The 26,631-nt window shown below is 50.0% G+C and carries 20 protein-coding genes; 12 read left to right on the forward strand and 8 right to left on the reverse strand.

Annotation, left to right across the window (positions count from 1 at the left end; translation table 11 throughout):
• Positions 1-137: 137 nt before the first annotated feature.
• From AC1XTG_RS00075 to AC1XTG_RS00085, 3 genes are read left to right on the forward strand one after another with little or no spacing between them, the layout of a single operon-like run.
• Complete coding sequence (locus AC1XTG_RS00075) at positions 138-461, forward strand: ArsR/SmtB family transcription factor (protein ID WP_056288410.1); 324 nt, start codon at positions 138-140, stop codon at positions 459-461.
• Positions 462-466: 5 nt separating this feature from the next.
• Complete coding sequence (locus AC1XTG_RS00080; protein ID WP_484840542.1) at positions 467-949, forward strand: SRPBCC domain-containing protein; 483 nt, start codon at positions 467-469, stop codon at positions 947-949.
• A gap of 7 nt (positions 950-956) precedes the next feature.
• Complete coding sequence (locus AC1XTG_RS00085) at positions 957-1,343, forward strand: DoxX family protein (RefSeq protein WP_484840543.1); 387 nt, start codon at positions 957-959, stop codon at positions 1,341-1,343.
• 37 nt (positions 1,344-1,380) lie between these two features.
• Here the strand turns inward: AC1XTG_RS00085 and AC1XTG_RS00090 are convergent, their stop codons facing one another.
• Positions 1,381-1,782 (reverse strand): hypothetical protein, encoded by a 402-nt coding sequence (locus AC1XTG_RS00090; protein ID WP_484840544.1) that lies wholly within the window; start codon positions 1,780-1,782, stop codon positions 1,381-1,383.
• Between the two features lie 126 nt (positions 1,783-1,908).
• Positions 1,909-3,975 carry a sensor histidine kinase gene (locus tag AC1XTG_RS00095; protein ID WP_484840545.1) on the reverse strand — a complete coding sequence of 689 codons (2,067 nt, stop codon included), beginning with the start codon at positions 3,973-3,975 and terminating at the stop codon, positions 1,909-1,911.
• Between the two features lie 356 nt (positions 3,976-4,331).
• Here AC1XTG_RS00095 and AC1XTG_RS00100 point away from each other — a divergent pair, with 356 nt between their 5' ends.
• From AC1XTG_RS00100 to AC1XTG_RS00120, 5 genes are all read left to right on the forward strand, one after another.
• A complete protein-coding gene (locus AC1XTG_RS00100) occupies positions 4,332-4,898 on the forward strand; it encodes a DUF4256 domain-containing protein (protein ID WP_484840546.1) in 567 nt (188 codons plus the stop codon).
• A 72-nt stretch (positions 4,899-4,970) separates the two neighbouring features.
• On the forward strand, positions 4,971-5,639 hold the full coding sequence (locus tag AC1XTG_RS00105) for a DNA alkylation repair protein (protein ID WP_484840547.1): 669 nt from the start codon (positions 4,971-4,973) through the stop codon (positions 5,637-5,639).
• Positions 5,640-5,683: 44 nt separating this feature from the next.
• A complete protein-coding gene (locus tag AC1XTG_RS00110; RefSeq protein WP_484840548.1) occupies positions 5,684-6,583 on the forward strand; it encodes a histone deacetylase family protein in 900 nt (299 codons plus the stop codon).
• A 102-nt stretch (positions 6,584-6,685) separates the two neighbouring features.
• A complete protein-coding gene (locus AC1XTG_RS00115) occupies positions 6,686-7,939 on the forward strand; it encodes a hypothetical protein (RefSeq protein WP_484840549.1) in 1,254 nt (417 codons plus the stop codon).
• Between the two features lie 276 nt (positions 7,940-8,215).
• Positions 8,216-10,780, forward strand: coding sequence for a TonB-dependent receptor (locus AC1XTG_RS00120; protein ID WP_056288382.1), 2,565 nt, complete (start codon positions 8,216-8,218; stop codon positions 10,778-10,780).
• Between the two features lie 88 nt (positions 10,781-10,868).
• Here the strand turns inward: AC1XTG_RS00120 and pruA are convergent, their stop codons facing one another.
• The gene (gene pruA, locus AC1XTG_RS00125) at positions 10,869-12,494 is read right to left on the reverse strand and encodes an L-glutamate gamma-semialdehyde dehydrogenase (RefSeq protein ID WP_484841096.1); all 1,626 of its coding nucleotides are present in this window, start codon (positions 12,492-12,494) and stop codon (positions 10,869-10,871) included.
• Between the two features lie 226 nt (positions 12,495-12,720).
• Between pruA and AC1XTG_RS00130 the strand changes: the two genes are divergently transcribed.
• Positions 12,721-13,923: a proline dehydrogenase family protein gene (locus AC1XTG_RS00130; RefSeq protein ID WP_484840550.1), complete on the forward strand. Its 1,203-nt coding sequence runs from the start codon at positions 12,721-12,723 to the stop codon at positions 13,921-13,923.
• 276 nt (positions 13,924-14,199) lie between these two features.
• Positions 14,200-15,081 (forward strand): AraC family transcriptional regulator, encoded by an 882-nt coding sequence (locus tag AC1XTG_RS00135; RefSeq protein WP_056288374.1) that lies wholly within the window; start codon positions 14,200-14,202, stop codon positions 15,079-15,081.
• Between the two features lie 158 nt (positions 15,082-15,239).
• Here AC1XTG_RS00135 and AC1XTG_RS00140 read toward each other — a convergent pair whose 3' ends face one another.
• The 5 genes from AC1XTG_RS00140 to AC1XTG_RS00160 all read right to left on the reverse strand — a co-directional run bounded on the left by AC1XTG_RS00140 (position 15,240) and on the right by AC1XTG_RS00160 (position 24,526).
• The gene (locus tag AC1XTG_RS00140; protein WP_484841097.1) at positions 15,240-16,787 is read right to left on the reverse strand and encodes an amidohydrolase family protein; all 1,548 of its coding nucleotides are present in this window, start codon (positions 16,785-16,787) and stop codon (positions 15,240-15,242) included.
• Positions 16,788-16,908: 121 nt separating this feature from the next.
• On the reverse strand, positions 16,909-18,498 hold the full coding sequence (locus AC1XTG_RS00145; protein WP_484840551.1) for a S10 family peptidase: 1,590 nt from the start codon (positions 18,496-18,498) through the stop codon (positions 16,909-16,911).
• A gap of 54 nt (positions 18,499-18,552) precedes the next feature.
• The gene (locus tag AC1XTG_RS00150; protein WP_484840552.1) at positions 18,553-20,040 is read right to left on the reverse strand and encodes a S10 family peptidase; all 1,488 of its coding nucleotides are present in this window, start codon (positions 20,038-20,040) and stop codon (positions 18,553-18,555) included.
• Between the two features lie 35 nt (positions 20,041-20,075).
• On the reverse strand, positions 20,076-21,461 hold the full coding sequence (locus tag AC1XTG_RS00155; RefSeq protein ID WP_056288364.1) for a RagB/SusD family nutrient uptake outer membrane protein: 1,386 nt from the start codon (positions 21,459-21,461) through the stop codon (positions 20,076-20,078).
• Positions 21,462-21,472: 11 nt separating this feature from the next.
• Entirely contained in the window at positions 21,473-24,526 is a 3,054-nt protein-coding gene (locus AC1XTG_RS00160) for a SusC/RagA family TonB-linked outer membrane protein (protein WP_484840553.1), read from the reverse strand.
• A gap of 445 nt (positions 24,527-24,971) precedes the next feature.
• Between AC1XTG_RS00160 and AC1XTG_RS00165 the strand changes: the two genes are divergently transcribed.
• On the forward strand, positions 24,972-25,727 hold the full coding sequence (locus tag AC1XTG_RS00165) for a TIGR04290 family methyltransferase (protein ID WP_484840554.1): 756 nt from the start codon (positions 24,972-24,974) through the stop codon (positions 25,725-25,727).
• A 2-nt stretch (positions 25,728-25,729) separates the two neighbouring features.
• Positions 25,730-26,614 (forward strand): glycosyl hydrolase, encoded by an 885-nt coding sequence (locus AC1XTG_RS00170; protein WP_056288356.1) that lies wholly within the window; start codon positions 25,730-25,732, stop codon positions 26,612-26,614.
• Positions 26,615-26,631 lie beyond the last annotated feature (17 nt).

A 26,631-nucleotide genomic window follows, 5' to 3' on the forward strand; every position in this document is an offset into this window, starting at 1 on the left:
CTAAGTTTCAGCATAGCCTCTATGCAGACGTTCCGGTTTTCCGGAGCGTCTTTTTTTTAATGTTTATCTAAATAAATTCCCAAAACATTTGCGTAGTTAAATGGCTACATTTATATTCGTAGCCAAATAACTACATAATGAATTTAAGAAGAGACGTATTTCAGGCTATTGCCGACCCGACCAGAAGGGCGATCCTGATGCTGGTAGCATCGCAGTCGCTGACAGCCGGCGCGATCGCGGCCAACTTCGACTCGGCGCGCCCCACCATTTCCAAACACTTATCCATCCTGACGGAATGCGAACTGCTTGAACCGCAGCAGAATGGGAGAGAAGTGTACTACCATATCAATGCGAAGAAGATGAAAGAAGTGGCCGATTTTATCGAGCCTTTCCGGCAGATGTGGGATGACAGGTTTAACAAACTGGAAGCAATCATGAAAAATTATAAACCCAAAGAATAAAAGCAATGGAAAGAAAAACCAGAGTGGATGCCGAGGAAGGAAAGCAGGAAATTGTGATTACCCGGGAATTTGATCTCCCGCTTGAACTGCTTTTTAAAGCCTATGTCGAACCCGAGATTGTGGCCCAATGGATGGGAACGAAGGTGCTGAAACTGGAAAGCCGGAAGCACGGCGCTTATCAGTTCGAGACTTCCGATCCGCAGGGTAACGTCGTTTTTCGCGCCAATGGAGTGATCCCCGAATTTGTTCCAAATGAAAAGATTACGCGGACTTTTGAAATGGAAAACATCGTTGCCACGGCGCCGCCCTTCGCCGTGCAGCTTGAATTCCTCGAATTTGAAAAACTGACCGAAGGTACCAGCAAGCTTACCATGCAGATCATTTACAAATCCGTCGAGCTGCGTGATCAGATGTTGAAAATGCCTTTTGCATACGGATTGAATATGGCGCACAACCGTTTGGAAGAAGTTGTAAAACAGTTGAAATAAAACGATTATGGAAAAGCGAAACAGAATCATTTACTGGATTGCCACCATCTGGCTTGCGCTCGGAATGACTTCAACCGGCGTCGTGCAGCTCATGAAGATGAAAGAAGAAGCGGATATGATGACGCATTTGGGCTATCCATCTTACTTTATGACATTGATTGGCGCTTGGAAAATCCTCGGTGTGGTCGCATTGCTTGTTCCAAGGTTCCCTTTGTTAAAGGAATGGACTTATGCGGGCTTTTTCTTTGCAATGTCGGGCGCGGTGTTCTCGCATCTGGCAGTAGGTGACGAGGTGAAGGATCTTTTCGGGCCGGTGCTGCTGATCGTGCTAACAATTGTTTCCTGGTACTTCCGCCCGGCGGATCGCAGGCTGGCTAGCACGGGTTTGGCTTGACCCAATCATTAACCTTAACGGGCCTGTTACTTCCCAATTATGCAGCTTGTACAATAGAAGTTTTTACTTTTTCCGGGAAGTCAAAGTTTTGCAAGACTCCATTTATTCTGGCCTCTGGCATCATCATTTCATCTGTAAAAGATATTTCCTGCCATCCGAGGCTTTGTAATTCATCATGCATTTCAGTCTGGGACAGCGAGAATAAATCTTCAAAAAAAGTTTCAATATTCTCTTTCAGGGAAGTTAACGCTGTGTGCTCTTCGGAACCATATCCTGACACGTTCAGAGACGGGATAATGCTGACAATGTGTTCCCCTTGTTGGCCCGTAAAGACACGAAGTGTGCCTTCGAAACCATCTTTGAAGATCCGTAGCTTCTCTGACGGAACATCGCGTGAGTCTGACGACTGGTTTGTTGAAAGTATATCTAAGCTAGACATAGTTAACGAAGATTGGTTATGAGATCAAGTACCAAAAATACGAACTGATATTCAAGGTAAAAGCATTCAATTGATTTGGTTCCCCTAGTTCTTCAGTGGCTATCGGTAATGAATGTGCGGCGCATTTCACGAAGGCAGCTCTACGAAAAACGTAGTGCCTTCGCTCGCTGACTCAAACCAGATCCGGCCGCCGTGTGCTTCCACGATCTGCTTGCAAATGGAAAGCCCGATGCCGAATGATTGTTCACCGGCGGTGCCCGATCGTTTCGCGCTGCTCAAATGGACGAAGATCTGGTCTTTCAGTTCCGCAGGTATCCCGATCCCGTTGTCCTGAACAGCCAGCAGTACTTTTCCTGTTTGTACCTGTAAAGCAACGCGGATTGTTCCGCCTGCCGGAGAAAATTTAATCGCATTGCTCAGCAGGTTACAAAACACCCGCCATATTTTTTCGCGGTCAACAGGCACTGTTACCTTTTCGAATTGATAGTCGATTTTCTGGTGCTTTTCACTGGCTTTGTAGCTGAGCATATCAATGCACGATTGCACGATTTCCTCTAATGCAACTTCGCTTTTGATGATTTTGTCACGGTCTGGTGTCGATTGCAGGATCTGTCCGATCAGTCCGTTGGCACGTTGCCCGGCTTCCTGAATGCCCGTGATAATTTCCTGCTGATCAGCCGACGGGTCCAGGTCCCAGAAGAGCAGCTGCGAAGCCGACATCATGGACGCGATAGGGTTCCGAAGGTCGTGCGCGATGATTTTCAATACCGCTTCATTTTCCATTTCAGCCTGTTCCAATGCATTCACGGTATCCTGCAAAACAATATTGCTCTGCGTAATGGCGCGGTTCAGTTCGGTGACGGCGAGCAGGTTGCTGGCGCTTTTCTGCGCGCTCCGCCAGATCAGGTACACGATCACACATAGCGAAATGGATATGATCAGGGCAAAATTGAGGATCACTTTCTGTCGGGCATCTTGCTCTGCTTCCAGGTCTATCTCGTGTTCCCGCTGGATCTGCTGCAGAAGCTGCCCCACGTCGCTTTTGTTTTCTGCATTGTTTTTGAGATCAGCAATCCGCTCCGCTTCCATATTGGCGACAAACAGTTTACCGGCCGTTTCAAAATCTCCTAAACCATACGAAATAGCGCCTTGCAGCTTTCCGTACAACCTTTCCGACTCAGGGTCAGGAGCATTCGTGACGCTTTTCAGCAAGTCCAGTTGCTCCCGGGCTTTGGTAAATTGTTTGGTATCAATGTAAAGCTTTGTCAAAATCAGCCTCGATTCCTGCTCCACGTCAAGCGACCATTCAATTTCATTGTCGTGCTGCAGGCAACGTTTGATCAAACTTTCGGCAGTCTGCGTCTCGCCTTTCAGCGCGTAAGCTTCGGCTTTATTTTTCAGGATTACCAGCTTTGCAAAGCGGATAAACTTGTGTTCTCGCGGGAAATCTTTTGCATGGGCAGCAATGAAATCCTCTGCTTTTTTGAAGTATTCCAAAGCAATATCAGGCTCGTTCCGGTGAATGTGCGCAATGCCGATGTTCCGCAAACTACCTTGTTTCTCGATGAATTGCAGCTGGAAATTCTCCTTATCTGTGCATTCCGCCAGTTCTTTCAATTCCTGTTTCCAGTACTGGATTGCCTGGTAATAGTTCTCTTCCTCGTAAGAAATGTTCGCGATTCGGCTGCTGTACCGCGCGCATTCGCAAATCTCACCCAAACCAAGCAAAAAGGATTTTCCATTATAATAGTTGCGGTAAGCTCTGTAATAGTCTTTTTGTTTCAGCAGATCGTCTCCTTTCAGCAGCAATGCCCGGGAGTAGTCGATCGGGTTCTCTTCGCGGATCTGTACAGAGGGAAAAAGTTGCATGAGGCTGTCGGTATACAGCAATGCATCCGCAGCCCTGGTGGAATCGCGGTAGCTGAGCACTTTCATGAACTTGTAGTATTGAACCTGGTCAGTGAGGCTGAGCGTGCCCAAAGTTGCCACCAGTGAATCGAGTGTTTTGACAGATTCTTTCACGCCAACTATCCTGGAACTTCGGTCGAGACTGTCAATCCACGTTTTAAGTTGTTCATTAGGCTTGTTCTTCTCAGATTTCCTGCAAGCATTCAGGCCGGAGATTAATGGAAGCCAAAGCAGAAAAATGATAAACGGACTTGCAGGTATAATCTGATGAAATCGCTTGTTCATTGCAGTAAAAGCCAATCTATACGTCGGCTTAAATGGGGATAGGAGTGGGTTAATGCCGGATTAATACAATTGTAACACAGCTGTTTGCGTACATAAAGACATAAACTGAACAGAAAGCTACACACAAATCTTTAAGCAAAATTGTAGAAAAACTTGTGTAGTCACCTGGCTACTTATATATTGGTAGCCAAATAGCTACATAATGCATTCGTGAGAAAAGACGAAATGCTTAATTTTTAACGAAAACAGCAGCAGATTAAATGCCCTCATGCTTCGTGAAAATTCGTGCATTCGTGGCATCAAAGAATGCGCATTAAAGGATTGATCAAAAGCAAAAAACGAACCAGATCGCTATCATGAAAACAACAAAAAAGCAACTATCCGCCGACCAGACCTCCGAGCTGCTGGCGACACTGAAAGCACGTTTCGAAAAAAACAAAAACCGCCACAAAGGCATAGAATGGGAGCAGGTACAGGCAAAGCTGGAAGCTGATCCCGAAAAATTGTGGACGCTGGATGAAATGGAGGTGACAGGCGGCGAGCCGGACGTGGTCGGAATGGATGAAAAAACGGGGGAGTACCTGTTTTTCGACTGCTCACCGGAGACGCCCAAAGATCGGAGAAGCTTATGCTACGACCGACAGGCATGGGAATCACGCAAGGCAAACAAGCCTGAAAATACGGCCATGGACGTGGCTGCCGAAATGGGGATCGAGCTGCTGACGGAGGAACAGTACCAGGAGTTGCAGCAGCTGGGGAGTTTTGACCAGAAGACATCAAGCTGGCTGAAAACACCCGCCGACGTACGAAAGGCAGGCGGCGCAATCTTTGGCGACCGCCGCTTCGGGAGGGTGTTTATTTACCATAACGGCGCTGATTCTTATTACGCAGCGAGAGGCTTCCGCGGCGTACTGAGGGTATAGCACTGAATGCAGCAGAATGAATTAGAACTGCTTCAAACCACGCTTTACAGATCAATGTAATTCACCTAAGATATGACGCTCGAAGAAACCCTTAGCAAGCTCGAAGCACTTGGCGGCGAAAAGATGCGGACTTTTAACACGAAAAATGGAGCAGGTCCCAACCAGTTTGGCATCAAGCTCGGGGATATCCGTGCCGTGGCGAACAAAATCAAAGCCGATCACAAACTGGCGCTAGCGCTTTGGGATACGGGAAATGTAGAGGCGCGGCTGCTGGCTACGCTGATCATGAACCCGAAAAAGCTTTCGGCGGATGAACTTGAAAAAATGGTCAGGTCTGAGCGGTACGTGCAGGTTTTCGAGTGGCTTTATGCCAATGTGGTCAAGAATCATCCGGATGCTGAAACCCTCCGCAACAAGTGGCTGCAATCCGACGACTCCATGTGCAGGCGCCTGGCATGGAGCCTGACGAGCGGCTGCGTGGCAAGGAACCCCGGCGTGCTGGACCTTCCTGCATTACTTGACACCATTGAGTTCAAAATGCCCGCCGAGGCGCCGGAAGTACAATGGACCATGAACTCAGCGCTGGCCAATATCGGCATCCATTTCCCGGAACACCGGGAACGCGCATTGGCGATTGGGGAGAGGCTCGGTATTTACCGCGACTATCCGGTATCCAAAGGATGCACCTCCCCATTTGCCCCGACATGGATCAATGCAATAGTAAGCAGACAAACTAAGTGACCGTTGCATGGAGGCTTTTACGATTTCATGTGTAAATTCCCTCCATGTTCCCGATTGCTTTTGACCCTGTATATAAGTACCCGGTGCCGGAAGGTCACCGCTTTCCAATGGATAAATATGAGCTGCTGCCCATGCAGCTCCTGCGGGAAGGTATCGCGGCGGAGATAGATTTTTTCAGTCCCGCGCCAGTTGAACTGGAGTATGTATATGCAGTGCATGAGCGGGATTACATTGACAGGCTTGTGCAAGGGAAGCTGAGCAGGCAGGAAATGCGGCGGATCGGTTTTGAGCAAAGCGCATTGCTGGCCGAGCGTGAGCTGCGGATCACCAACGGTACCGTGCTGGGCGCGCTTAAAGCGCTGGATAGTGGCTGTGCTTTCAATATAGCAGGCGGCACGCACCATGCGGGCTACAATTTTGGTGAAGGCTTTTGCATGATCAACGACCAGGCTGTGGCCGCGCAGTACCTGCTCGATCACGGCAAAGCAAAGCAGGTGCTGATCATCGATCTAGATGTGCACCAGGGAAATGGTACCGCTCACATTTTCCTCAACGAACCCCGTGTTTTCACCTTTTCTATGCACGGGAAAAATAATTATCCATTCAGAAAGGAACGCAGCGACCTTGATGTGCCGCTGGAAGACAAAACTGGCGACGCTGCCTACCTGCGGTTACTGGAAGAAAATCTCCCCGACCTGATCAGCCGCGTCAAGCCCGATTTCATTTTCTACCAGGCCGGCGTTGACATTCTTCATACAGACAAGATAGGCCGCATGGCGTGCACGGTGGAAGGCTGCCGCATGCGCGACCGACTGGTTTTCGGGCTGGCTACACAGCATCGCATTCCGTTGCAAGTCAGCATGGGAGGCGGCTACTCACCACAGTTACGCACCATTCTCGACGCCCACGTGAACACATTCCGTTCCGCTGCGGCGCTTTTATAAGTTGTTCAAAAATCTTTTTTGCTGAGGCACATGGATTTATCAATTTCGCATTTAACTTTGAATTACAAAGTACTTTGGTTAACACGACAAAATGAACTTTCTATGCGCGAACAAATCCTGTTGAACATCGACAATCCTGGACAACTTGAGAAGCTGTACCGGAACAACAAGCCGAATTTCAAGTCGGCATTTAACGACCTTTATCCTCAGCTGCGCGAGAATATGCTCGCGGAGACCTGGTACCAGCGGCTGAACTTCAGCCAGGATGAACTCTTCTGGGGAACGCCCGGCGAGCGCGTTTTTGTAGTAGCCGCTTCGCTCGTCGCCGCACTGCTGGCGCAGCTTCCACGTTTGCTGTCCCTGGATCAGGAGTTTTTTTATTCCCGCAACCTGAGCTTTATCGTTTTCCCGATCCTGATCGCCTACTTCGCCTGGAAAAACAGGATTTCATTTAAAACAGTCGCTGGCCTAGCTGTTTTAACATTGGCTACTGCCGTGTTTATCAATGCGCTCCCGAACGAAACACCCGGCCGGACTGCGGATACCCTCATTCTGGCTTGTATCCATTTGCCTTTGTTGCTGTGGTCGCTACTGGGCTTTGCATTCGGTGGCGGGAAGCTGCGTGACAGGGCAAACTGGCTTGGTTTTCTGCGCTATAATGGCGAGCTCGCCGTGATGATGGTGCTGCTCCTGATCGCCGGTGGCCTTACTACCGCCATTACGATCAACCTTTTCCAACTGATCGGATTGCGCATTGAAGATTTCTATTTCAACTATGTGGTAATATGCGGACTGGCCGCAGTGCCGGTTGTCGCTACTTTCCTGACGCAGGCACAGCCCGCCATTGTCAACCGGGTAGCGCCTCTTATCGCCCGGCTGTTCAGTCCGATCGCGCTGGTGATACTGATCATTTATCTGGGAGCAATGGTATTTTCAGGTAAAAACCCTTACCAGGACCGAGAGTTTCTGTTGCTTTTCAATGCGCTGCTGATAGGAGTAATGGCGCTGATCTTCTTCTCTGTCTCAGGAAGCGACGCCGGAAAGAAGAACGAGATTCAGGTACAGATTCTCTTTTTGCTGTCAGCTGTTACTATTCTGGTCAACGGGATCGCGCTGTCGGCCGTTTTGTTCCGGATATCGGAGTGGGGGATTACACCTAACCGTCTTGCCGTACTGGGCGCTAACCTGCTTATGCTCATTCATTTGTTCTTCGTGGCCGCTAATCTCTGGAATGCATGGAGGAAAGAAACCGGGTTGTCGCCCGTTGGAAAGATAATGGTCACATTTCTTCCGGTCTACGCATTGTGGGCTGCCGTTGTTACCTTCCTTTTCCCTTTCATTTTTGGATTTAAATAATCAACAGAAGAGCAGGTTGATCTGCGTTCAATTTCAAAAAGCCGGTTGCTGTCACCAGTAACCGGTTTTTTTTTCGAAATAAAATATACTCTATTAAATTGATAGATTTAATGCTTTTTATTTTAGTTTTGCACGCAGTCACAAAATCTTGAAACCAGTGTCACGAATTATCCCCTGCGATCGCAGCCGATGTCAACCCAGTTCCCCTGTCCGGAATAGCGCGGACGTTAGCCATTTTATTTTTAACACCACCAAAAAATAAGCAGATACCTCTCTATGAAGACATTTTTTAAAACCATTCTAAGTTCCGGCTTGATTCTGGTTTCGTTTTTAGTAAATGCGCAGGACCAGCCCATGATCAATGCCACTGTCAGCGGTACGATCCTGGATGCGACCAACGACACGCCGCTGGTTGGTGCCACGGTCACCATTAAGGGAACTACGAATGGGGATGCCACAGACGCCAATGGTCAGTTTGACCTGATTACCGGCCAGAAATTGCCATTTACGCTGATCGTATCGTTTTTGGGTTACCAGAAAAAAGAAGTGCTCGTCAGCGAAACGCAGGTGACGATCAAGCTGGATCCGGCAGCTGATAACCTGGAAGATGTGATCATTTCTTCGCGCCGCCGTCAGGAATCAGCCCAGGAAGTACCTATCCCGATATCTGTAATCCGCGGTTCTACTGCCGAGGATGCGGGTGCGTTCAATGTGAACCGTTTGAAGGAACTTGTGCCTACGGTGCAGCTTTACGTGTCCAATGCACGGAATACCACCCTGAACATTCGCGGGTTAGGATCCACCTATGGTTTAACCAACGACGGTGTTGATCCGGGCGTGGGATTTTATGTGGATGGCGTGTATTATGCGCGTCCCGCCGCAACTGCGCTGGATTTTATAGACATCGAGCGGATTGAGGTACTGCGTGGTCCGCAAGGCACTTTGTTTGGAAAAAACACCACTGCGGGCGCGTTCAACATCAGTACGAGAGCTGCAAGCTTTGATCCGGGTGGCAGCTTTGAATTGAGTTATGGAAATTTCGGGTTTGTTCAGGCCAAAGCTTCGGTAACAGGTCCGATTTCCAAGAAACTGGCAGCACGCGTTTCTTTCACGGGAACACAGCGAAACGGATTGTTTTACAACGTGCATACGCAGCAGCCGATCAATGATATCAACAACATCGGTGTCCGCGGACAGCTTCTTTACACGCCGAATTCAAAAACAAACATTACGATCATCGGAGATGTTTCCGATCAAAAGCCGAACGGATATGGCTGGCCGGTGGCCGGGGTGGTGCCTACCAAACGCGCACCTTACCGCCAGTTCAATGCCATCATCGCGGATCTGAACTACCAACTGCCTTATAACAGCGCATTCGAAAGAAAGTTGGACCTGGATACACCTTCGAAAGCGGATAACCAGCTTGGCGGTGTTTCAGTCAATGCAGATTTCAAAATCGGAAATGGGACATTAACGTCCACTTCGGCATGGCGTTATTGGAAATGGACCCCATTGAATGACCGTGACTACATCGGGCTGCCTGTATTTACGATATCATCGGGTAATTCGAAACACGATCAATGGTCGCAGGAAATCCGCTATTCGGGCAGGATTTCTCCGAAGCTGAGCGGGGTAGTAGGGCTGTTTGGCCTGTGGCAGGACCTGGCTTCCGATCCTGTACAAACAGAAGAGGCAGGTTCGGCGCAATGGCGCTTTGCGCAAAGCTCGAACAGTCCGCTCTGGAAAACACCAGGCTTGTTTGATAATTTCGGAATCCGTACTACCAATCGTATCAAAAGCACGAGTATGGCAGTTTTTGCCAACGTTGACTGGGCGATTACCGACAAGCTGCATGTGCTGCCGGGTATCCGTTACAACTACGACAAGAAGGTGGTAAATTATGACCGCAAAGCATACGGCGGTCTGCAAACCACAGATGCGGCACTGCTCGCACTCAAAAAAGGAGTTTACTCCGACCAATCATTTAACACAGACTATGATCAGGGTAACTTCTCAGGGCAGTTGTCGCTCCAATACAAAGCGAGCGCCAGGTTCAATGCATTTGCAACTTATTCTATTGGATACAAGCCGATTGGAGTGAATGTAGGTGGCTTGCCGACAGCAAACGGCGCGATTCTGCTGGATCTTGCGAATGTGAAGCCGGAACACGTGGAGCATAAAGAACTTGGTTTCAAAACTAAGCCGACTGCCAACTCTATCCTGAATTTAACATTGTACCGCTCCGATATTCGCGATTACCAGACACAGGTTCAAACGCCTGAGCCAGGTGTAAACCGCGGCTACCTGGCCAATGCGGAGAAAGTGCGTGTGCAGGGAATCGAGCTGGACGGTAACATCCGCTGGACGCATTTGACCCTGAATGCAGCTGTGGCTTATACCGACGGTAAGTACGTGAAATTTGCCAATGCGCCTGTTCCTCTGGAAGAAGTGGGTGGTGAGCAGGCATTTAAAGATGTTTCCGGCGGTGCATTGCCAGGTATCTCCAAATGGTCGGGATCGATAGGCGGTGAAGCGAATGTAAAAGGTACTTTCCTTGGATTGAAGGGTAACTACTTCCTGGGTATTGATGAATTTTACCGCTCAAAGTTCTCGTCGAGTCCGTCGCCCTCCCAATACCTGAACATCGACGGCTACGCGCTGACAAACGGCCGCCTCGGCTTCCGGGCATCTAACGGGATCTCTGCCTTTATCTGGGCGAGAAACCTGCTTAATAAGGATTATTACGAATTGCTCCTGGCTGCGCCGGGTAGCTACGGCCAGTATGCTGGTATCGTGGGCGACCAGCGTACGTACGGCGTAACACTGCGCTACTCGTTCTAAGCGGAGCAGGATTTTAGCTTAAAACACATTTTACAGCCTGGATTTCCATACTGTAAAATGTGTTTTTTTTGTTTGTTAGAACGGCAGGTCAATCCTTTTGCAAGAAGGGATATTCATATGTTTTTGGAGGGTCAAATGTTTCCTTGATCGTTCTTGCAGAGACCCAGCGCAGCAGGTTCAGAATAGAGCCGGCCTTGTCATTGGTACCCGAGCCCCGAGCCCCGCCGAAAGGCTGCTGCCCCACTACTGCGCCGGTAGGTTTGTCGTTGATATAAAAATTACCAGCCGCATGCCGGAGTCGCGCCGAAGCCTTCTCAATTGCTTCGCGACTGGTGGCGATCACCGAGCCCGTCAATGCGTAAATGGAAGTTTGATCGATCACATCCATGATCTTTTCATAATCATCGTACACAAAGACGGACAGTACCGGGCCAAATATCTCTTCCCGCATTGTCACATAATGAGGGTCGGTTACCTCTATGATCGTGGGATCAATGAAGTAACCTGCTGACTTGTCGTAGGTACCTCCTGCAATAAGCTGCGCCTCGGGATCTTTCCGGGCCTGCTCAATATAGGCGACGATCTTGTCAAAGGCTTTTTCCGAGATGACCGCATTGATGAAATTGCCGAAATCCTCCACTGTGCCCGTTCTGATCGCTTTCAGGTCGCTCAGCATACGCGCTTTGACAGCCGGCCAAAGCGCCGCCGGAATGTAGGCGCGGGAAGCGGCAGAGCACTTTTGTCCCTGGTATTCAAATGCGCCGCGGATCAAAGCGGTGGCCACCACGTCCACAGGCGCGCTCTCGTGTACCAGTACAAAATCCTTCCCGCCGGTTTCACCCACGATCCGCGGGTAGCTTTTGTACTTTCTGATATTTGCGCCAATGTGGTTCCAGATGGTCTGGAAAACGCCGGTGGATCCTGTAAAGTGGATTCCTGCAAAATCGGGATGGTCAAAAATCACCTCGCCGGCCTTCGGTCCGTCTGCATTGATGAGGTTGATTACCCCGGCGGGCAGCCCTGCTTCCCTGAAAACTTCCATGATCACCGCCGCCGAATACACCTGGTTTTCCGAAGGTTTCCACACGGCCACATTGCCCATCATGGCGGCAGAAGCGGGTAGGTTGGCTGCTATCGCAGTGAAATTGAATGGGGTAAGTGCATACACAAAGCCTTCCAGCGCGCGGTATTCGGTCTGGTTCCAGATCCCTTTTCCGGAAACGGGCTGCATTCCGTAGATCTCTGTCATAAACTTCACATTAAACCTCAGGAAGTCGATCAGCTCGCAGGCGGAATCAATTTCTGCCTGGTAAGCATTTTTCGACTGTCCCAGCATGGTCGCTGCATTGATCTTGTACCGGTACGGTCCTGCAATGAGGTCGGCGGCTTTCAGGAAAATCGCAGCCCGGCTTTCCCAGGGCGCGTTTTCCCAGCTGGGTTTGGCTGCCAATGCTGCTTCAATGGCGAGTGTTACGTGGCGCTCATCGCCCTCGTGGTAATAGCCGAGTATGTGCGCGGTTTCATGCGGCGGGCGGATCGCTACTTTCTTGTCAGTCCTGATCTCCTTATCCCCGATATACAGTGGAATGTCCGCTTCCGTTGACTTTGCTGCTTTGATTGCCTCATTCAGTTTTGCCCGTTCCGGGCTTCCGGGAGCATAATTGAGTACAGGTTCGTTTTGAAGTGCGGGAGCGTCAAAGAATCCGTTTGCCATATCTGTTGTTGTGCTGGTTGGTTTTTTGTTGAACAATGCGCGGATGGAATGGTAAAGCCGGGTGGGTGCGCATTGAACTAGTTCTATATATATCAAAGGTAAAGCAGGCGCAGAAATCAGCTTTAATCGCAAATTATCCATGTCTAATCAGAAATTGGCATTGCAGGAAATCTGAAAATCTGCCGTTTATTTTTGATGGAAAAAGCTGATCAATACGATGGAAAATATGTTTGAAGACTCAGAGCCTGCATTTGCTTACAAGTCCGACAATGAGCTGAAAAAGGCTTTCTGGATGTTCAGGGCAATGGGTTTCAACCAGCTCGTGGGACTTGGTACCAGTGCTATCCTGAACGCAATCAAATGGAAACTGCCGGTCAATCCAATCCTGAAAAACACGCTTTACAACCAGTTTGTAGGCGGTGAAACACTCGAAAAGATAGGGCCTGTCGCCGATAAGCTGGCCGAATACCAGGTGGATGTGATCCTCGACTATGGCGCCGAGGCAAAAACAGGTGAAGCGAATTTCGATCTTACCAAACGGGAGTTCATCAAGGCGATCGGGTATGCTTCTTCCCGAGGTAATGTCCCGTTTGTAAGCCTCAAAGTAACCGCACTCGCAAGCTTCGGACTGCTCGAAAAGCTCAATCCCTTTTTCAGGATGAATGCAGCCGGCGTTTCAATGGACACCACGCAGCTGACCGAATCTGAAAGCCGGGAATGGCTGAATATGACCGACCGTATTTTCCAGATCTGCGAAGTGGCGATGAACAAACAGGTAGGCGTGCTGATCGATGCGGAAGAATCCTGGATTCAGAACACGATCGACTACATTACCATGCGCGCCATGCAGATGTACAATCAAAAGCGCGTAACCGTGTTCAACACCATTCAGCTTTACCGGCACGACAGGCTTGCATTTCTGAAAACAAGTCACGCAGCAGCAGGCAGTCTGGGTTTTCGTCTTGGTGTGAAGCTCGTACGCGGCGCTTACATGGAAAAGGAAGCAGCACGTGCAGCCGCCCGCAACGAAAGCTCGCCCATTCAGCCCGACAAAAGCGCAACCGACCGGGACTACAATGCGGCACTCGCATATTGTCTCGACCACCTGAATGAAATCTCCATCATCGTGGCCACGCACAACGAGTTCAGCAGCCTGTACACGACAGCAAAGCTCAGGGAGCAACACTTGCCTGCGAACAATGGGAAAGTGTTCTTTTCGCAGCTATATGGGATGAGCGACAATATCACATTTGGGCTAGCCAAAGAAGGGTACAGTACGAGTAAATACCTGCCTTACGGGCCAGTGAGCGATGTTATTCCGTATTTGCTGAGGAGGGCGCAGGAGAACAGTTCGGTAGCGGGACAAACCGGCCGCGAGGTAGAATTACTCCGCCGCGAAATGAAAAGGCGCGGGTTCACTACCTTCTGACAAAGGCCTGAAAACGGCGTGGATAATATTTAATAATTTTTCGCTAATAATAAACATATATTAACCTCCCACTAGGTTCTTCGGAGAAAAATGATAATATTGATTAAGGTTGTAAACACACTTCATTAAGCGTAACCAAACAGATTCGCCGCACAGTTCTGTTTAAAGGCACTATGCCTGTTACAAACCAAAATTTTCATGAAATACTGATATTAAAATTTTACTATTCGTATATACCTAAATCTTTAATGTTTGTAACCCATTTAATGAAAGTTTATGAAAGTACTTCAATTTACTCCGCCAGTCCCGAAAGAAGACGCAGTAGTGGTAGAAGAGGACCTGCTGCCCCACTTTTACAATTTCCTTCACCGGCATAAGGAATTGCAGGTCACTCTCATTATCAAAGGAGAGGGTACATTGGTCGTAGGCAATTATTCACAAGCCTTCAAATCCGGGGACGTTTATGTGATCGCTGCGAATCAGCCGCATATCTTTAAATCCAACCCGGCTTATTTTGCAAGAATGGAGAAGGACAGTGCGCACGCGATCCACATCTTTTTCGATCTCGAACGCATTCCCGACGCCTTTTTCCAGCTGGCCGAATTCAGTTCCATCAAGAAGTTCATCTGCTCCTGCAACTCGGGCTTACAGCTGCCGGAAGAACACGCAGCGCATGTGGCCGGCGTAATCCGGGCACTTACCGGACAGAGCAATCTGGAAAGGCTGTTGTCGCTTTTCGAATTGTTCCAGTACTTCTCTCTGCAGGTGAACAGCTGGAAATCAATGTCGACCGGCTTCTTCGATTACCCTGTTTCAGAATCCGACGGAAACCGGATGAACGACATTTTCCAGTATACATTAGAGAATTATGCAGAGAATATTACATTAAACAAAATCGCTGCGATCGCGCACATTACGCCGCATGCATTCTGCAAGTATTTCAAGCAGCATACCCGTAAGACCTACAACAACTTCCTGAATGAGGTCAGGATCAATGAGGCTTGCAAGAAGATCATCAGCGGTAATTACGACGGCATTTCAACGATCGCCTATAAAACAGGTTTCAATAGCGCCATTAATTTCAACCGTGTTTTCAAAAAGACAACCGGCATGTCGCCCAGCGATTACAAACGCGAATTCCGCCGCAAATTTGCATAATTAGCAATTGCGTATATGTGCTAGCGTTATGTATTTTGGTTATTAGGTGGTCATTTGTGGTCATTGATTGTCATTAGGAGTCATTTGTGGTCATTAGATTGTTATAGCTGTGAGCACAGCAAACAACTCAATGACCACAAATCACCCCCAAACCCCCACTACCTTCCAGGCTGGACGATCTTCATTCCTGTCTTGGCCTTCTCATCATCTACCATTTTCTTGACATCTGCGAGCAGCTTTTTGGCATCGTAAATTACACCGTCTTTGATTGTGTACCGCACGCCGCCCACGCGGGTAACTTTATTGTCGGGCATGAGCCTGATTGCGCCGGTACCGTAAAGTACCTGGAAGTTTTGCAGCGGGTTTTCTTCCACCAGCACGAAGTCGGCGAGCTTGCCTACTTCCACGCTGCCCAGGTCCTGGTCAATGCCAAGCGATTCAGCGCCATTGAGGGTAGCAGCTTTGATCACTTCCAGCGGGTGAAAGCCGGCTTCGCGGAGTAATTCAAGCTCGCGGATGAACGAAAATCCGAAGAGTTCGTAAATAAAGCCCGAGTCAGTGCCCGTAGTGACCCTGCCGCCGCGGTTTTTATATTCATTCAAAAACATCATCCACAAACGGTAATTCTCCTTCCATTGAATCTCCTGCTCGGTTCCCCACGAATGCCAGTACGATCCGTGCGAATTCCAGCTTGGTTCGTAAAACCGCCAGAGTTGCGGCATGGTGTACTCGTCGTGCCACTCCGCCCTTCTTGCGCGCATTAAGTCACGGTTTGCCTCATAGATATTCAGGGTAGGAGACAATGTAAAATTCAATGCGATCATCTCGTTCATCACTGCATTCCATTTTTCTGAAAATGGCGGCGCTGCCTGTTTCCAGAGCGTACCTGCTTCTCCAAACCGGTCCTGTTCGTTGGTATAGTTATAATCGAGCGAATAGTTCTGGACCGTCCGGTCTGCAAAGAGCGCTTCGGGCAGCCCATACCAGTGTTCCATAGAGTTCAGACCGGCGCGCGCGCTGTTCAATGCATTCCACGGTCCCACGTCGGTTTGCGAGTGGTGCATCATCGAGCGAAGACCGAGCTTCTTGTTTTCGTCTATCGCGGCTTTCATGATTTCAGGGGCTGCGCCAAAAAACTTGATACCGTCCGAACCTGCCTTTGCATTGGCCTGCACCCAGGCGCGCGCCTGTTCCGGCGTGGAGATAGGTGTGTTGCTTCCCAAACCAAACCGCGAGTACGCTTTGATCCGGGGCGCTGTGATCAGGTTTTTGGCACTTTTATCTTTTTCTTCCAAAGTCCATTCACGACCGTTCATGCTGCCCGGCTCAGCAATGGTGGTTACGCCGTGCGCCATCCAGAGTTTGAAAACATACTCGGCATGCGCATTTTTGCTGCCGCCGCCAATGTGCGCGTGGGTATCGATAAACCCGGGCATCAGGTACATTCCTTCTGCCTGTAACTCTTTGCCTCCGGGCTTCAACACCGGGCGGCGCTTGGCGTCAACAGGCTGGCCGGTTACACCGACTGTGGTAATGCTCACGATCCTGTTTTTCTCCACCACAATATCTACCGGACCAGTAGGAGGGGCGAGGGTACTGTTGATCAGCGTGGCGCCCCGGATGATCAGCTGGCTGTGTGGCCCGTCGCCTTCCTTCACTTCCGGCGCCTTCATGGTAGCAGCCTGTCCAAATGCATTCAATTGCATTGCAGCCGCAGCGATGGCGAAACTCCATTTTGTTAAAAAACGCATCATAGCAATGGGGTTAAGTTGTTTAAAGCCAAAGAAGCCCGCTGTTGGTGCGGGCTCCTTTGCATATTATTGACTGTCAGTATTTGGCAGGCTGGCCGCGTTTCGGCGTCGCTTTTTTGATGAAATCACGGAGGTCGTTATTGGCAGATACAAGGTCTTCCTGCCGCAGGTACATCATGTGACCGCTCCGGTATCCCTTCCAGTCCATGCGCGATTTAAGCTTACCGCTCGGATCCATTTGCCACATGTTGTTTTGTGCATTGAAGTAATCGCAGGCGCCATCGTAGTAGCCCGATTGTACCAGCAAATGCAGGTATGGGTTTTGGGCCATAGCCTGGCGCAGGTTTTCGCCTGTTTTGTCGGTATCATCTCCCGTCCGCGACCAAGGGTGCACCGGTCCGAACATATAATATTTCAGGTCCGTCTTGTAATTAAGTACCTCGCGGAAATAGTAGTTGATAGGGGGCGTAAATGAATGCAGCCAAGAAGTCAGCTCTGGTGCGTAGTCGGGCTTTTCACCGGCATCCTCACTGTCAATACCCAGGTAGCGCGAGTCGAGACGGCCGACAGTCCGTCCTTTGTCACGGAGCAGCTCTTTCCAGAAAAACTGCGCAGGAATAACCAGGTTATGTTCCAGTACCACTTTTTCCGACAAGCCCGAGTACCGCGCGATTTTGCCCGCGATTTCTTTTCTTTTCGCAGGTTCAAGGGTACCGCCCATTGCAAGTGCGGGAATCAGCTCGAATGTCGTAAACTGCTCCACTTCCGGCAGCATCTGAACCAGGTCTTTCTGTTGCAGGTCGGACGCAAGTACCTTGTGGTGCCAGGCCGTAGCCGCATAGTAAGGAAGCATGTTCGCGTCGCCTACCGGACCTTTCCTGTCAATCCCGAGATTGGTTGGGGATACCAGGATCACGCCATTCAGGTACATCCAGTTGGCATTCTGCAGTTCAAGCGCCAGTCCCGACACGCGGTTGGTGCCATAACTTTCCCCGATCAGGTATTTAGGCGAAAGCCAGCGGTTGCGGCGGCTCACGAATGTATTGAGCCAGTCAGCCAGGTATTTGATATCTACATTGGTCCCGAAAAATTTGGATTTGGGCACATCCTTGTCAGCCGGGCGTGAATAGCCGGTATTGATCGGATCAATGTAAACGATGTCGGCGATATCCAGAATCGAATTGGGATTTTCCTTCACTGTATAAGGCTGCACAGGGTAACCTTCGCTGTCGATGCTCAGCAGCTTTGGTCCCGTGTAAGCCAGGTGCATCCACACCGAAGCAGTACCCGGGCCGCCATTGAACGAGATCACCAGTGGCCGCGTTGCCCGGTCTTTGATATCCGATCTTTCATAATAAGTGTAAAAAACGCCGCCGATTGCTTTGCCCGCTTCGTCCCACACCGGCTGGGTTCCCACGGTTACATTGTAAGGTACCTTCACACCTTTGATCGACACCGACTGGTTAAGCGTGGTCGCCGAGTCGAGCAGGAGCTTTACCGGCTTTGGCAATGGAGAAATGGGCGGTTCCGCCTTGGCTTTCGGGTCCGCTTTGGGCTTGTCCTCCTGCTTGGTTTCAGGCCTCGGGCCAGGGGCGGTTGGCCTTTGCGCTGTCAATGGGGAAACGGTGGTCAGGGCAAGTACAGCAAGTACGAATATTTGCTTCATGATATGTTTTGTAAAAATGAATGACAGATTGAATGGAGTTGAACGAGGTGCCGACTAGTATTTGGCCGCCTGGTCCGCTTTCGGAGTTGTCTTTTTGATAAATTCCCTTACATCCTCATTGGAGGTAACCAGGTCTTCGCTTCTCAGGTACATCATGTGCCCGCTCCGGTAACCCTTCCAGCTGAACCGGTCCTGCAACTTTCCGCTCTTGTCCATTTGCCACATATTGAATTTTGCATTGAAGTAGTCGCAGGCGCCATCGTAGTAGCCCGACTGTACCATTACATGCAGGTAAGGATTCTGAGCCACAGCCTGGCGCAGGTTTTCACCCGTTTTGTCAATGTTGGTACCTTCTCTGTCCCACGGGCGCGTTTGTCCGGCCACGAAATATTTCAGGTCGGTTTTGTAGCGGAGTACTTCACGCAGGTAATAGTTGATCGCGGGCGTGAATGAATGCTGCCAGGAAGTATTTTCAGCCGAATAGTCAGGTCTCTCGCCCGCAGTTTCCCTGTCAATACCCAGGTACCGTGAATCAAGCCGGCCGATGTTGTAGCCTTTGTCGCGCAGTAGTTCTTTCCAGAAAAAGCCGGTAGGGATCATCAGGTTGTGTTCCAGCACTACCTTTTCCGAGATACCTGCGTATTTGGCCACCTTGGCGGCTACTGCCTTTCTTTTTTCCGGTTCCAGAAACCCGCCTTTGGTAATCGCCGGGATCAGTTCATTGATGGTAAACTTCTCGACTTCCGGGAGCATGTCCGTCAGGTCTTTGTTTTGCAGATCGGGTGCGAGCACTTTGTGGTGCCAGGCGGTAGCGGCGTAATAGGGCAGGAGGTTGGCGGCGGCTACCGGCCCTCCCCGTTCAATGCCCAGGGAGGTCGGTGATACCAGTACCACGCCATTCAAATACATCCAGTGAGAATTTTGCAGTTCCAGGGCGAGCCCCGAAACCCTTGTGGTGCCATAGCTTTCCCCGATCAGGTACTTCGCTGAGCTCCATTTGTTTTTTCGTGTGACAAAGTTGTTGATCCACTCGGCCAGGTATTTGATATCCGCATTCACCCCGAAAAACTTCGATTTCGGAATGGAATCGTTCGCTGCTCTTGAAAACCCTGTATTCACCGGCTCTACATACACGATATCAGCCACGTCGAGAATGGAATTCGGATTGTCCTGGATCCCGTAGGGCTGTACAGGGTAACCTTCATCGTCGATCAGCAGTCGCTTCGGGCCGGTGTAGCCCAGGTGCATCCAGCACGATGCCGCGCCGGGGCCGCCATTGAAGGAGATCACGAGCGGGCGTTTGGTGCGATCGGTCACATCGGTACGTTCGTAATACACATAAAACAAACTGGCGATCGCCTTTCCGTTTTCGTCCCAAACGGGCTGGTTGCCCGCCGTGGCGGTATATGAAACTTTCTGACCTTTGATAGTGACCTGATCTTTGGTGACTACATCGGTATCAAACTTGATCGTCCGGTTTTGCGCCCACGTGGAGGAAACAGCAAAAGTTGCGAGCATCCAAATGGTTAGGATTTTTTTCATACGGCAGAAATTTATATTAGGATAAAAGGTTGGAATTAGCGGTATACTTCGTTCTGAACGACATTGGTGTTGGTGCGTATCTCAGCCGAAGGAATGGGCAAAACCTGCTTTCCGGCCACTTTGATACTGTATGAAGGAAGACTTCCTTTTGACCTTTTGACAGCGCCAAACTCAGTGAGGGCAAGCCCGCGGCGGATCACGTCAAACCAGCGCATACCTTCTCCCACAAATTCCAGCTTCCGCTCATTCAGTACCGCCGTAATCAATGCATCCTTGGTACCAGCAGCACTTGGCGCCACGCCTGCCCGCTTTCTTACCGCATTCAGATCTTCGGCTGCGCCTGGCAGCTTGCCAAGTTCAGCGCGGGCTTCAGCCCGGATCAGGTATTGCTCGGCGAGACGAAGCACCTGTACATTGTCTGCATTCTGGGCAGTGCTCCATTTGGTGGTGTAAAAAACATTGGCAGTTGTATTCTTGGCTGTCAATGCGGCGCGCGTATCAGCCGGGTCGGCGATGATGGCCGCGTACATTTCGTCGTGCAGCGCAGTGCCGCCTCTTCCGCTCAGGCTTGAAGGGAAGTACCAGTTTCTCAATCCGGCTCCGTCGGTCGCATTGAATTGAAGTTCAAAAAGCGATTCAGCCGTGTTCCTGGACCGGAATATGGTTTCAAACGGAGTACTTAATGCCTGGTTCGCGATTGCCTCCGTGGCATATTGCTCGGCCTTGTCCCATTGCTTGTTGTACAGATAGTACCTCGCCAAAAGTGCCCGGGCTGCCCCTTTTGTGGCTTTTGCTTTGCTGAGGATCGTGGAAGACCGCGTTTCGGGCAGCTTCGCAATCGCTTCCAGCAGATCTTTCTCTACCTGGTCGTAAGTTTCACGCAACGTATTGCGCGGCGCGAAGTCAGCTTCGGTGATACCTATTGACGGAGTCAGCTTGATCACCACGCCTTCTGTCCCGTACACATTTGGAATACCGCCGAAAAAGCGCGCAAGATCGAAGTAGGCGAGGCCGCGTACAAAGTGGGCCTGTCCAATTAAATCGTCCTTGCTGGTTTGTGCGACGGTCATTTCGGGTACTCCGGTAATGACGGAATTGGCAATGTCCACGCAGCGGTAAAGTGAGGTGTACAAATCTTCCACTTCCGAATTGTCAGCACTAAAGTTGAACTCGTCAGCCGAAATCAATGCATCCCAGGTATCTACCTGCTGAGACATATCGGAAGCAACGTCGCTGATCACCTGCACGCGCCACATGTAAACGGTTTGTAAATTGTTGTACATCCCGTTTACCACACCCTCGGCGCTGTTGAGACTGGAAAACGCCTGGCTGCTGCTGATCTGCGAAAGCGGCTCGATGTCGAGTACATTGCAGGCAGAAACCCCCGTGATCAATAATAATGCTGTCAGTATCTTTTTCATCGTATCGTTGATTAAAAGGTTAAGTTGATTCCGCCCATGAATACACGTGGCTGCGGCATAACGCCCTGGTCTACACCTTGCACGGTTTCGGATGGACTTACCGACACTTCGGGATCAAGGCCCGTGTATTTGGTGAAAGTGAGCAGGTTTTGTGAGGCCACGTAAATGCGGGCGCTGCTGATACCGATCTTGGAACTGAATGATTTTGGTACCGTAAACCCGAGGTTTACATTTTTCAAACGGAGGTAAGAAGCATCTTCCACGTGGCGTGACGGACGGAAGTTGGTGTCATAGTTGCTGTGCGACATGCGTGGAATGTCCGTCTTGTCGCCCGGATTTTGCCAGCGGTCGAGCTGCTGTGAGCTGTAACCCGTGGTGCGCTCGCCGCCATGCTCGAAGAAGAAGCGGTTGTAGTTGAACACATAATTTCCGTAGCTGTACTGGAAGAATGCCATCAGATCGAAAGCTTTGTACTTGAATGTGTTCGTCAATCCTCCCTGGAAGTCAGGCCACGCGCTTTTATCCAGGATAAACCGGTCGGTATTTACATTGAAAACCTCGTCGCTGCCGGTATTCCAGATGATATTCCCGTTTTGCTCGTCAACACCCAGCTGCTCGTGTACGTAGAAAGAAAAGAGCGGGTAACCTTCTTCAATGCGGATATAATCTCTCGTAAATGCACTGATCGGTGCAGCCAGTTTTTTTACGAGGTTTTTATTACGTGAGATATTGAATGCGATGTCCCAGGTGAAGTCTTCGCTCTGAACTGCCGAAGCATTAATACCCAGCTCAAAACCTTTGTTTTCCATCTCACCATAATTCTGGATCAATGTGCTGTACCCGGTTGAGCGCGGCACAGGTACTTCGAGCAGCATATCCTTGGTTTGCTTGTTGTAATAATCAAGCGTTACATTCAGCTTGTCCTGAAAAAGGCCGAGGTCCATTCCGATGTCAAACTGTGCCGTGGTTTCCCATTTCAGGTCTGGATTAGCCAGCTGAATGGAGTTGAAGCCAGGATAATCGCCGTAAGCCGCCGCACCGCCGGAGCCAGGAGTTACCCCGCCGCCGCCACGCAAGCCGCCTCTTTGTCCGCCCCATAAACCAAGCGAAGCAAAGTTTCCGATCCCGCTCTGGTTACCTGTCACGCCGTAGCTTGCTCTCAGCTTCAGTTCTGAAATTGCTTTCACGTCTTTCAGGAATTCCTCTTCCGATACAGCCCAGCCCACTGAGGCTGAGGGGAACATTCCCCAGCGGTTGTTTGCACCAAAGCGCGATGATCCGTCGTAGCGGATGTTACCTGTGAAAAGGTATTTCTTTTGAAAATCGTAATTAACCCGGCCAAAAAAGGAGGCGATACCCCAGGCTGTCTGGTCAGCAGTGGAGTTTTTAACTGCCGCCGAAGCGATGGTTTTGAACTCGTTGCTTGGAAAGCCGCTGCCTGTCGCCGAAGTGGCATTGTTGACGTTCTTTTGCAGCGTGTTACCCAGCAGTAAATTGAAGCTGTGGTTGCCGCCCAGTTTAAACTGGTATGTCAGTACGTTTTCGTTGATCCAGTTGAAATCCCGCACAACACTGTTCGTAGCGGTGCCGCCCACAGCTGCACCGGCGATCAGGTTGGTGTTTGAATAATTGTTTTCCGAGATATAGTTGTTGTCAATACTCCAGTTGGTGCGGAACACCAGTCCGCTCGCAATTTCCCAGTCACCGAACACATTCCCGATGATCCTGTCGGTGTTCATCATGTAGTCCATTTCGTTGACAATCGCGATCGGGTTTTCCCAAACCGGTCTGTTGTATGTCCCGTCCACATTGTAAACAGGTACATTGCTCGGGTAAAAGAATGCATTGGCTAGTGCAGAAGTAGTATTGTTCCCATTCTGAATGCGGTTTCGTTTGCTGTTTGAGTAAAAAATGCTTGTACCGAATTTGATCGCGTCGGAGGCGGAAAAGTCGAGGTTAACCCTGAAAGTTTTGCGGTCAAATTTGGTAGGCTTCATAATTCCTTCCTGATTGAAAGTATTGGCCGAGACCAGGTACTTCACCCGCTCATTCCCGCCTGAAATAGAAGCGTCAATATTGTAAAGCGCGCCGCTCTGCATGATCGGATCCAGCCAGTTGGTGTTCACAGCCGCGTCAGGATTCGCGTATTGTGGCTTGTAAGTGGCACCGGCAGGGTTGGGCGCGGTAATGGAGCCGTAAGTATCGACCCAGTTGTTGGCAGAAGCTTCATTTTGCAGCCGCTCGAAAGTAGGCCCGTCCACACGCAGTTCATTCGGGTCCCTCCATGCTTTGGAAGTACCTGCGTAAGACGAAATGGATATTTTTGGCTTACCGGATTTTCCTCTTTTGGTTGTAATCAGAATGACCCCGTTGGCGGCCCGCGCTCCGTAAATCGCTGTGGCGGAAGCGTCTTTCAGGATTTCCATAGATTCAATATCGGAAGGGTTCAGGTCGGCGAGCGGGTTGGTAGGCTGTCCGAAAGAAGTTCTCGCCAGGTTTTGCGAGACGATCGGCACACCGTCAATTACATATAGTGGCTCTGAGCTTGCATTGATGGAAGTTGCCCCGCGCACACGCACCATCACGCTCGTTCCCGGCTCCCCTGAGCCTGCGCTCACCTGCACACCCGGGCTTCTTCCCTGAAGCAGCTGGTCGGGGCTCGGACTTGGTACGTTCTTGATCTGTTCTGCGGAAACGGTGGAGATAGCCCCGGTGACCGTGCGCCTGTTCTGCTCACCATAACCCACCACAACCAGCTCCTGCAATGCTTTTGCTTCCGCTACTAGCTCTATTTTATACGAAGTTTGGGAGGTAACAGGTACTTCAAGTGTCGTGTACCCGATAAATGATGCAACAAGCCGCGCGTTGGGTGCTACGTCAATTTTGAACTTACCGTCTACATCCGTTTGCGTACCCGAAGAGGTGCCTGCGACGCGGATAGTGACGCCCGGCATGGGCAGATTATCCTCCTTTGCTACAACCACGCCGGAGATCGGGACGGTCTGTGCCTGCGCGGCGCGGACCACACAAAACAGCAGCAATAACCATAGTAATTTAGCTCTCATATTCTTTCTAGTTTTTGTTTACCTCAATAAATTAACCAAAAAGAAAAATGACATTTCAGCCCGTTGGAGGGCACTGTGTGGTTATTACCAATATCTATTTATCATGCGATAATTTTGGTAAAAACAGCAGGAAGTTAAATTTCTAAAATTCTGGAACTGCCCGTTATTGCGCTATTAAATTTTGATATATATAGATAAAATAATTCAATGCGCTAGGAACGGGTATTTTGAAGATTTTTTATTTGGTGAGTTGCTGTGGATAGAATTTGTATTATTTAGGTGTCGCGTTTGCTGTTGATCATCCGCATCAGCCGGGTTCCTGTGTCGGAGCCATAGTCATGACCGTTAGTTGCTGGCACATAATTTGTGCGTACTGCCGACTAACTAATGTTGCCTTCCCAATCGTGGAATGCGCATTTTACACCTTTCAACTTTTCTTTACTGAATGACGACAGAACAGATACAGGAAAATGTCCTGAAACTTGGCAAATGGTTTCATAACATTGATCTGCATGGCGTGAAAACTGCGCCCGACCACTTCCTGGGAGACTATCCCAGCTTCAAGTACCAGAATTTTTCCAAAGCGATCCCCGCAGACCTGACGGGCAAATCCGTGCTGGACATTGGCTGCAATGCCGGATTCTATTCCATCGAAATGAAAAAGCGCGGAGCCGAGAGGGTAGTGGCCATTGATTCAGACGAACGTTACCTTGCCCAGGGGCGCTTTGCAGCGGAGACACTCGGCTTTGATATCGAGTTCCGTAACATGTCCGTATATGAGGTAGCGGAACTGGGAGAGAAGTTCGACGTGGTTATTTTCATGGGCGTACTATATCACCTGCGCCACCCGCTCCTGGCGCTGGACCTGCTGTACGACAATGTGGTTGGAGATATACTGATCTTCCAATCCATGCAGCGCGGGGGAGATGTGGTAGAGCCTTTGAATGCGGACTACGAGTTTAGCGAGACGGATATGTTCATGTCTCCGAATTTCCCGCAGATGTATTTTATAGAAAAGAACTACTCACACGATCCTACGAACTGGTGGATCCCCAACCGAGCAGGAGCAGAAGCAATGCTGCGCAGTGCGGGATTCGAGATTACCGCACATCCTGAACCGGAAGTATATATCTGCCGCCGGGCAGAGCTGGCCGACAACCAGCCACGCGCCGTTTACCCAAGCCGACAAACGAAAAAATAACCATGATAGAAGCAGTTAAATTCTGGAACGAACCGAACAATAAGTCGCATTGGGATTTTGAGATTGATGGAGATTGGCGCATTTTTTCTGAGATGGTCAAATTGGCCGCTCAGGCAGTAAAAGCTGAGAATCCAGGGATTCTCAGGGTGATGGGCGGCATTTCTCCCATTGATGCTACATTTATACAAAAACTGGATCAGTATGGCGCACTGACCGATATTGACCGCGTGGCTGTACACGGTTTTCCGCTCGATTGGAACCACTGGCAGCTGAATCAATGGCCTGAAAAAATTGCGGAGATTGAAGCGGTGACTAACAAGCCTGTCTGGGTTACCGAGGTGGGGATATCCACTTTTGGCGCCGAGGAAGTGCAGGAATTCGGGTTGAGAAGAACGGCAGAGCTGCTGTCCGGAAGAGTGGAACGCGTTCACTGGTACAGCCTGTTTGACCTGCCAATGGCGTGGGGAGCAACTACGCGCCACCGTGAGGCAGAGGGTTCTTCCTACTACCGCCACTTTTATATGGGGCTGATCCGGGAGGATGGTACGCCCAAGCTGGCATTAAAGCATTTTTCTGATTTTACACCTGAGTTCGGGATCTGTCAATGGTTTCACTTCAATGATGAGCGCCTGGAATCGGCGGTACATTGGCTTCGCAAGCTTGGGGTGAAAAAGCTCCGCACCGGCCTGAGCTGGGCTGACTGGCTGCGGCCTGACGCACATATCTGGTTTGACAAGATGATGAAGGCGCTGGAAGAGTTTGATCTTACAGTGACATTCTGCTTTACACCGGAAGAAAAGGGCATTGCGCCGCACCATACCAGTGCGCCGAAGAATATCGAAGAATTTGCAGCCTTTTGCGTAGAAATGATGCGCAGATATGCCTGAGCCGAAAATGTGTTGGA

Source organism: Dyadobacter sp. HNCC25DJ183 (genome assembly GCF_056895175.1).

Excerpts from the sequence above, each read along its gene's own strand:
- AC1XTG_RS00075 (WP_056288410.1), top strand. The coding sequence starts at position 138 with ATGAATTTAAGAAGAGACGTATTTCAGGCTATTGCCGACCCGACCAGA.
- AC1XTG_RS00080 (WP_484840542.1), top strand. The coding sequence starts at position 467 with ATGGAAAGAAAAACCAGAGTGGATGCCGAGGAAGGAAAGCAGGAAATT.
- AC1XTG_RS00085 (WP_484840543.1), top strand. The coding sequence starts at position 957 with ATGGAAAAGCGAAACAGAATCATTTACTGGATTGCCACCATCTGGCTT.
- AC1XTG_RS00090 (WP_484840544.1), bottom strand. The coding sequence starts at position 1,782 with ATGTCTAGCTTAGATATACTTTCAACAAACCAGTCGTCAGACTCACGC.
- AC1XTG_RS00095 (WP_484840545.1), bottom strand. The coding sequence starts at position 3,975 with ATGAACAAGCGATTTCATCAGATTATACCTGCAAGTCCGTTTATCATT.
- AC1XTG_RS00100 (WP_484840546.1), top strand. The coding sequence starts at position 4,332 with ATGAAAACAACAAAAAAGCAACTATCCGCCGACCAGACCTCCGAGCTG.
- AC1XTG_RS00105 (WP_484840547.1), top strand. The coding sequence starts at position 4,971 with ATGACGCTCGAAGAAACCCTTAGCAAGCTCGAAGCACTTGGCGGCGAA.
- AC1XTG_RS00110 (WP_484840548.1), top strand. The coding sequence starts at position 5,684 with ATGTTCCCGATTGCTTTTGACCCTGTATATAAGTACCCGGTGCCGGAA.
- AC1XTG_RS00115 (WP_484840549.1), top strand. The coding sequence starts at position 6,686 with ATGCGCGAACAAATCCTGTTGAACATCGACAATCCTGGACAACTTGAG.
- AC1XTG_RS00120 (WP_056288382.1), top strand. The coding sequence starts at position 8,216 with ATGAAGACATTTTTTAAAACCATTCTAAGTTCCGGCTTGATTCTGGTT.
- pruA (WP_484841096.1), bottom strand. The coding sequence starts at position 12,494 with ATGGCAAACGGATTCTTTGACGCTCCCGCACTTCAAAACGAACCTGTA.
- AC1XTG_RS00130 (WP_484840550.1), top strand. The coding sequence starts at position 12,721 with ATGTTTGAAGACTCAGAGCCTGCATTTGCTTACAAGTCCGACAATGAG.
- AC1XTG_RS00135 (WP_056288374.1), top strand. The coding sequence starts at position 14,200 with ATGAAAGTACTTCAATTTACTCCGCCAGTCCCGAAAGAAGACGCAGTA.
- AC1XTG_RS00140 (WP_484841097.1), bottom strand. The coding sequence starts at position 16,787 with ATGCAATTGAATGCATTTGGACAGGCTGCTACCATGAAGGCGCCGGAA.
- AC1XTG_RS00145 (WP_484840551.1), bottom strand. The coding sequence starts at position 18,498 with ATGAAGCAAATATTCGTACTTGCTGTACTTGCCCTGACCACCGTTTCC.
- AC1XTG_RS00150 (WP_484840552.1), bottom strand. The coding sequence starts at position 20,040 with ATGAAAAAAATCCTAACCATTTGGATGCTCGCAACTTTTGCTGTTTCC.
- AC1XTG_RS00155 (WP_056288364.1), bottom strand. The coding sequence starts at position 21,461 with ATGAAAAAGATACTGACAGCATTATTATTGATCACGGGGGTTTCTGCC.
- AC1XTG_RS00160 (WP_484840553.1), bottom strand. The coding sequence starts at position 24,526 with ATGAGAGCTAAATTACTATGGTTATTGCTGCTGTTTTGTGTGGTCCGC.
- AC1XTG_RS00165 (WP_484840554.1), top strand. The coding sequence starts at position 24,972 with ATGACGACAGAACAGATACAGGAAAATGTCCTGAAACTTGGCAAATGG.
- AC1XTG_RS00170 (WP_056288356.1), top strand. The coding sequence starts at position 25,730 with ATGATAGAAGCAGTTAAATTCTGGAACGAACCGAACAATAAGTCGCAT.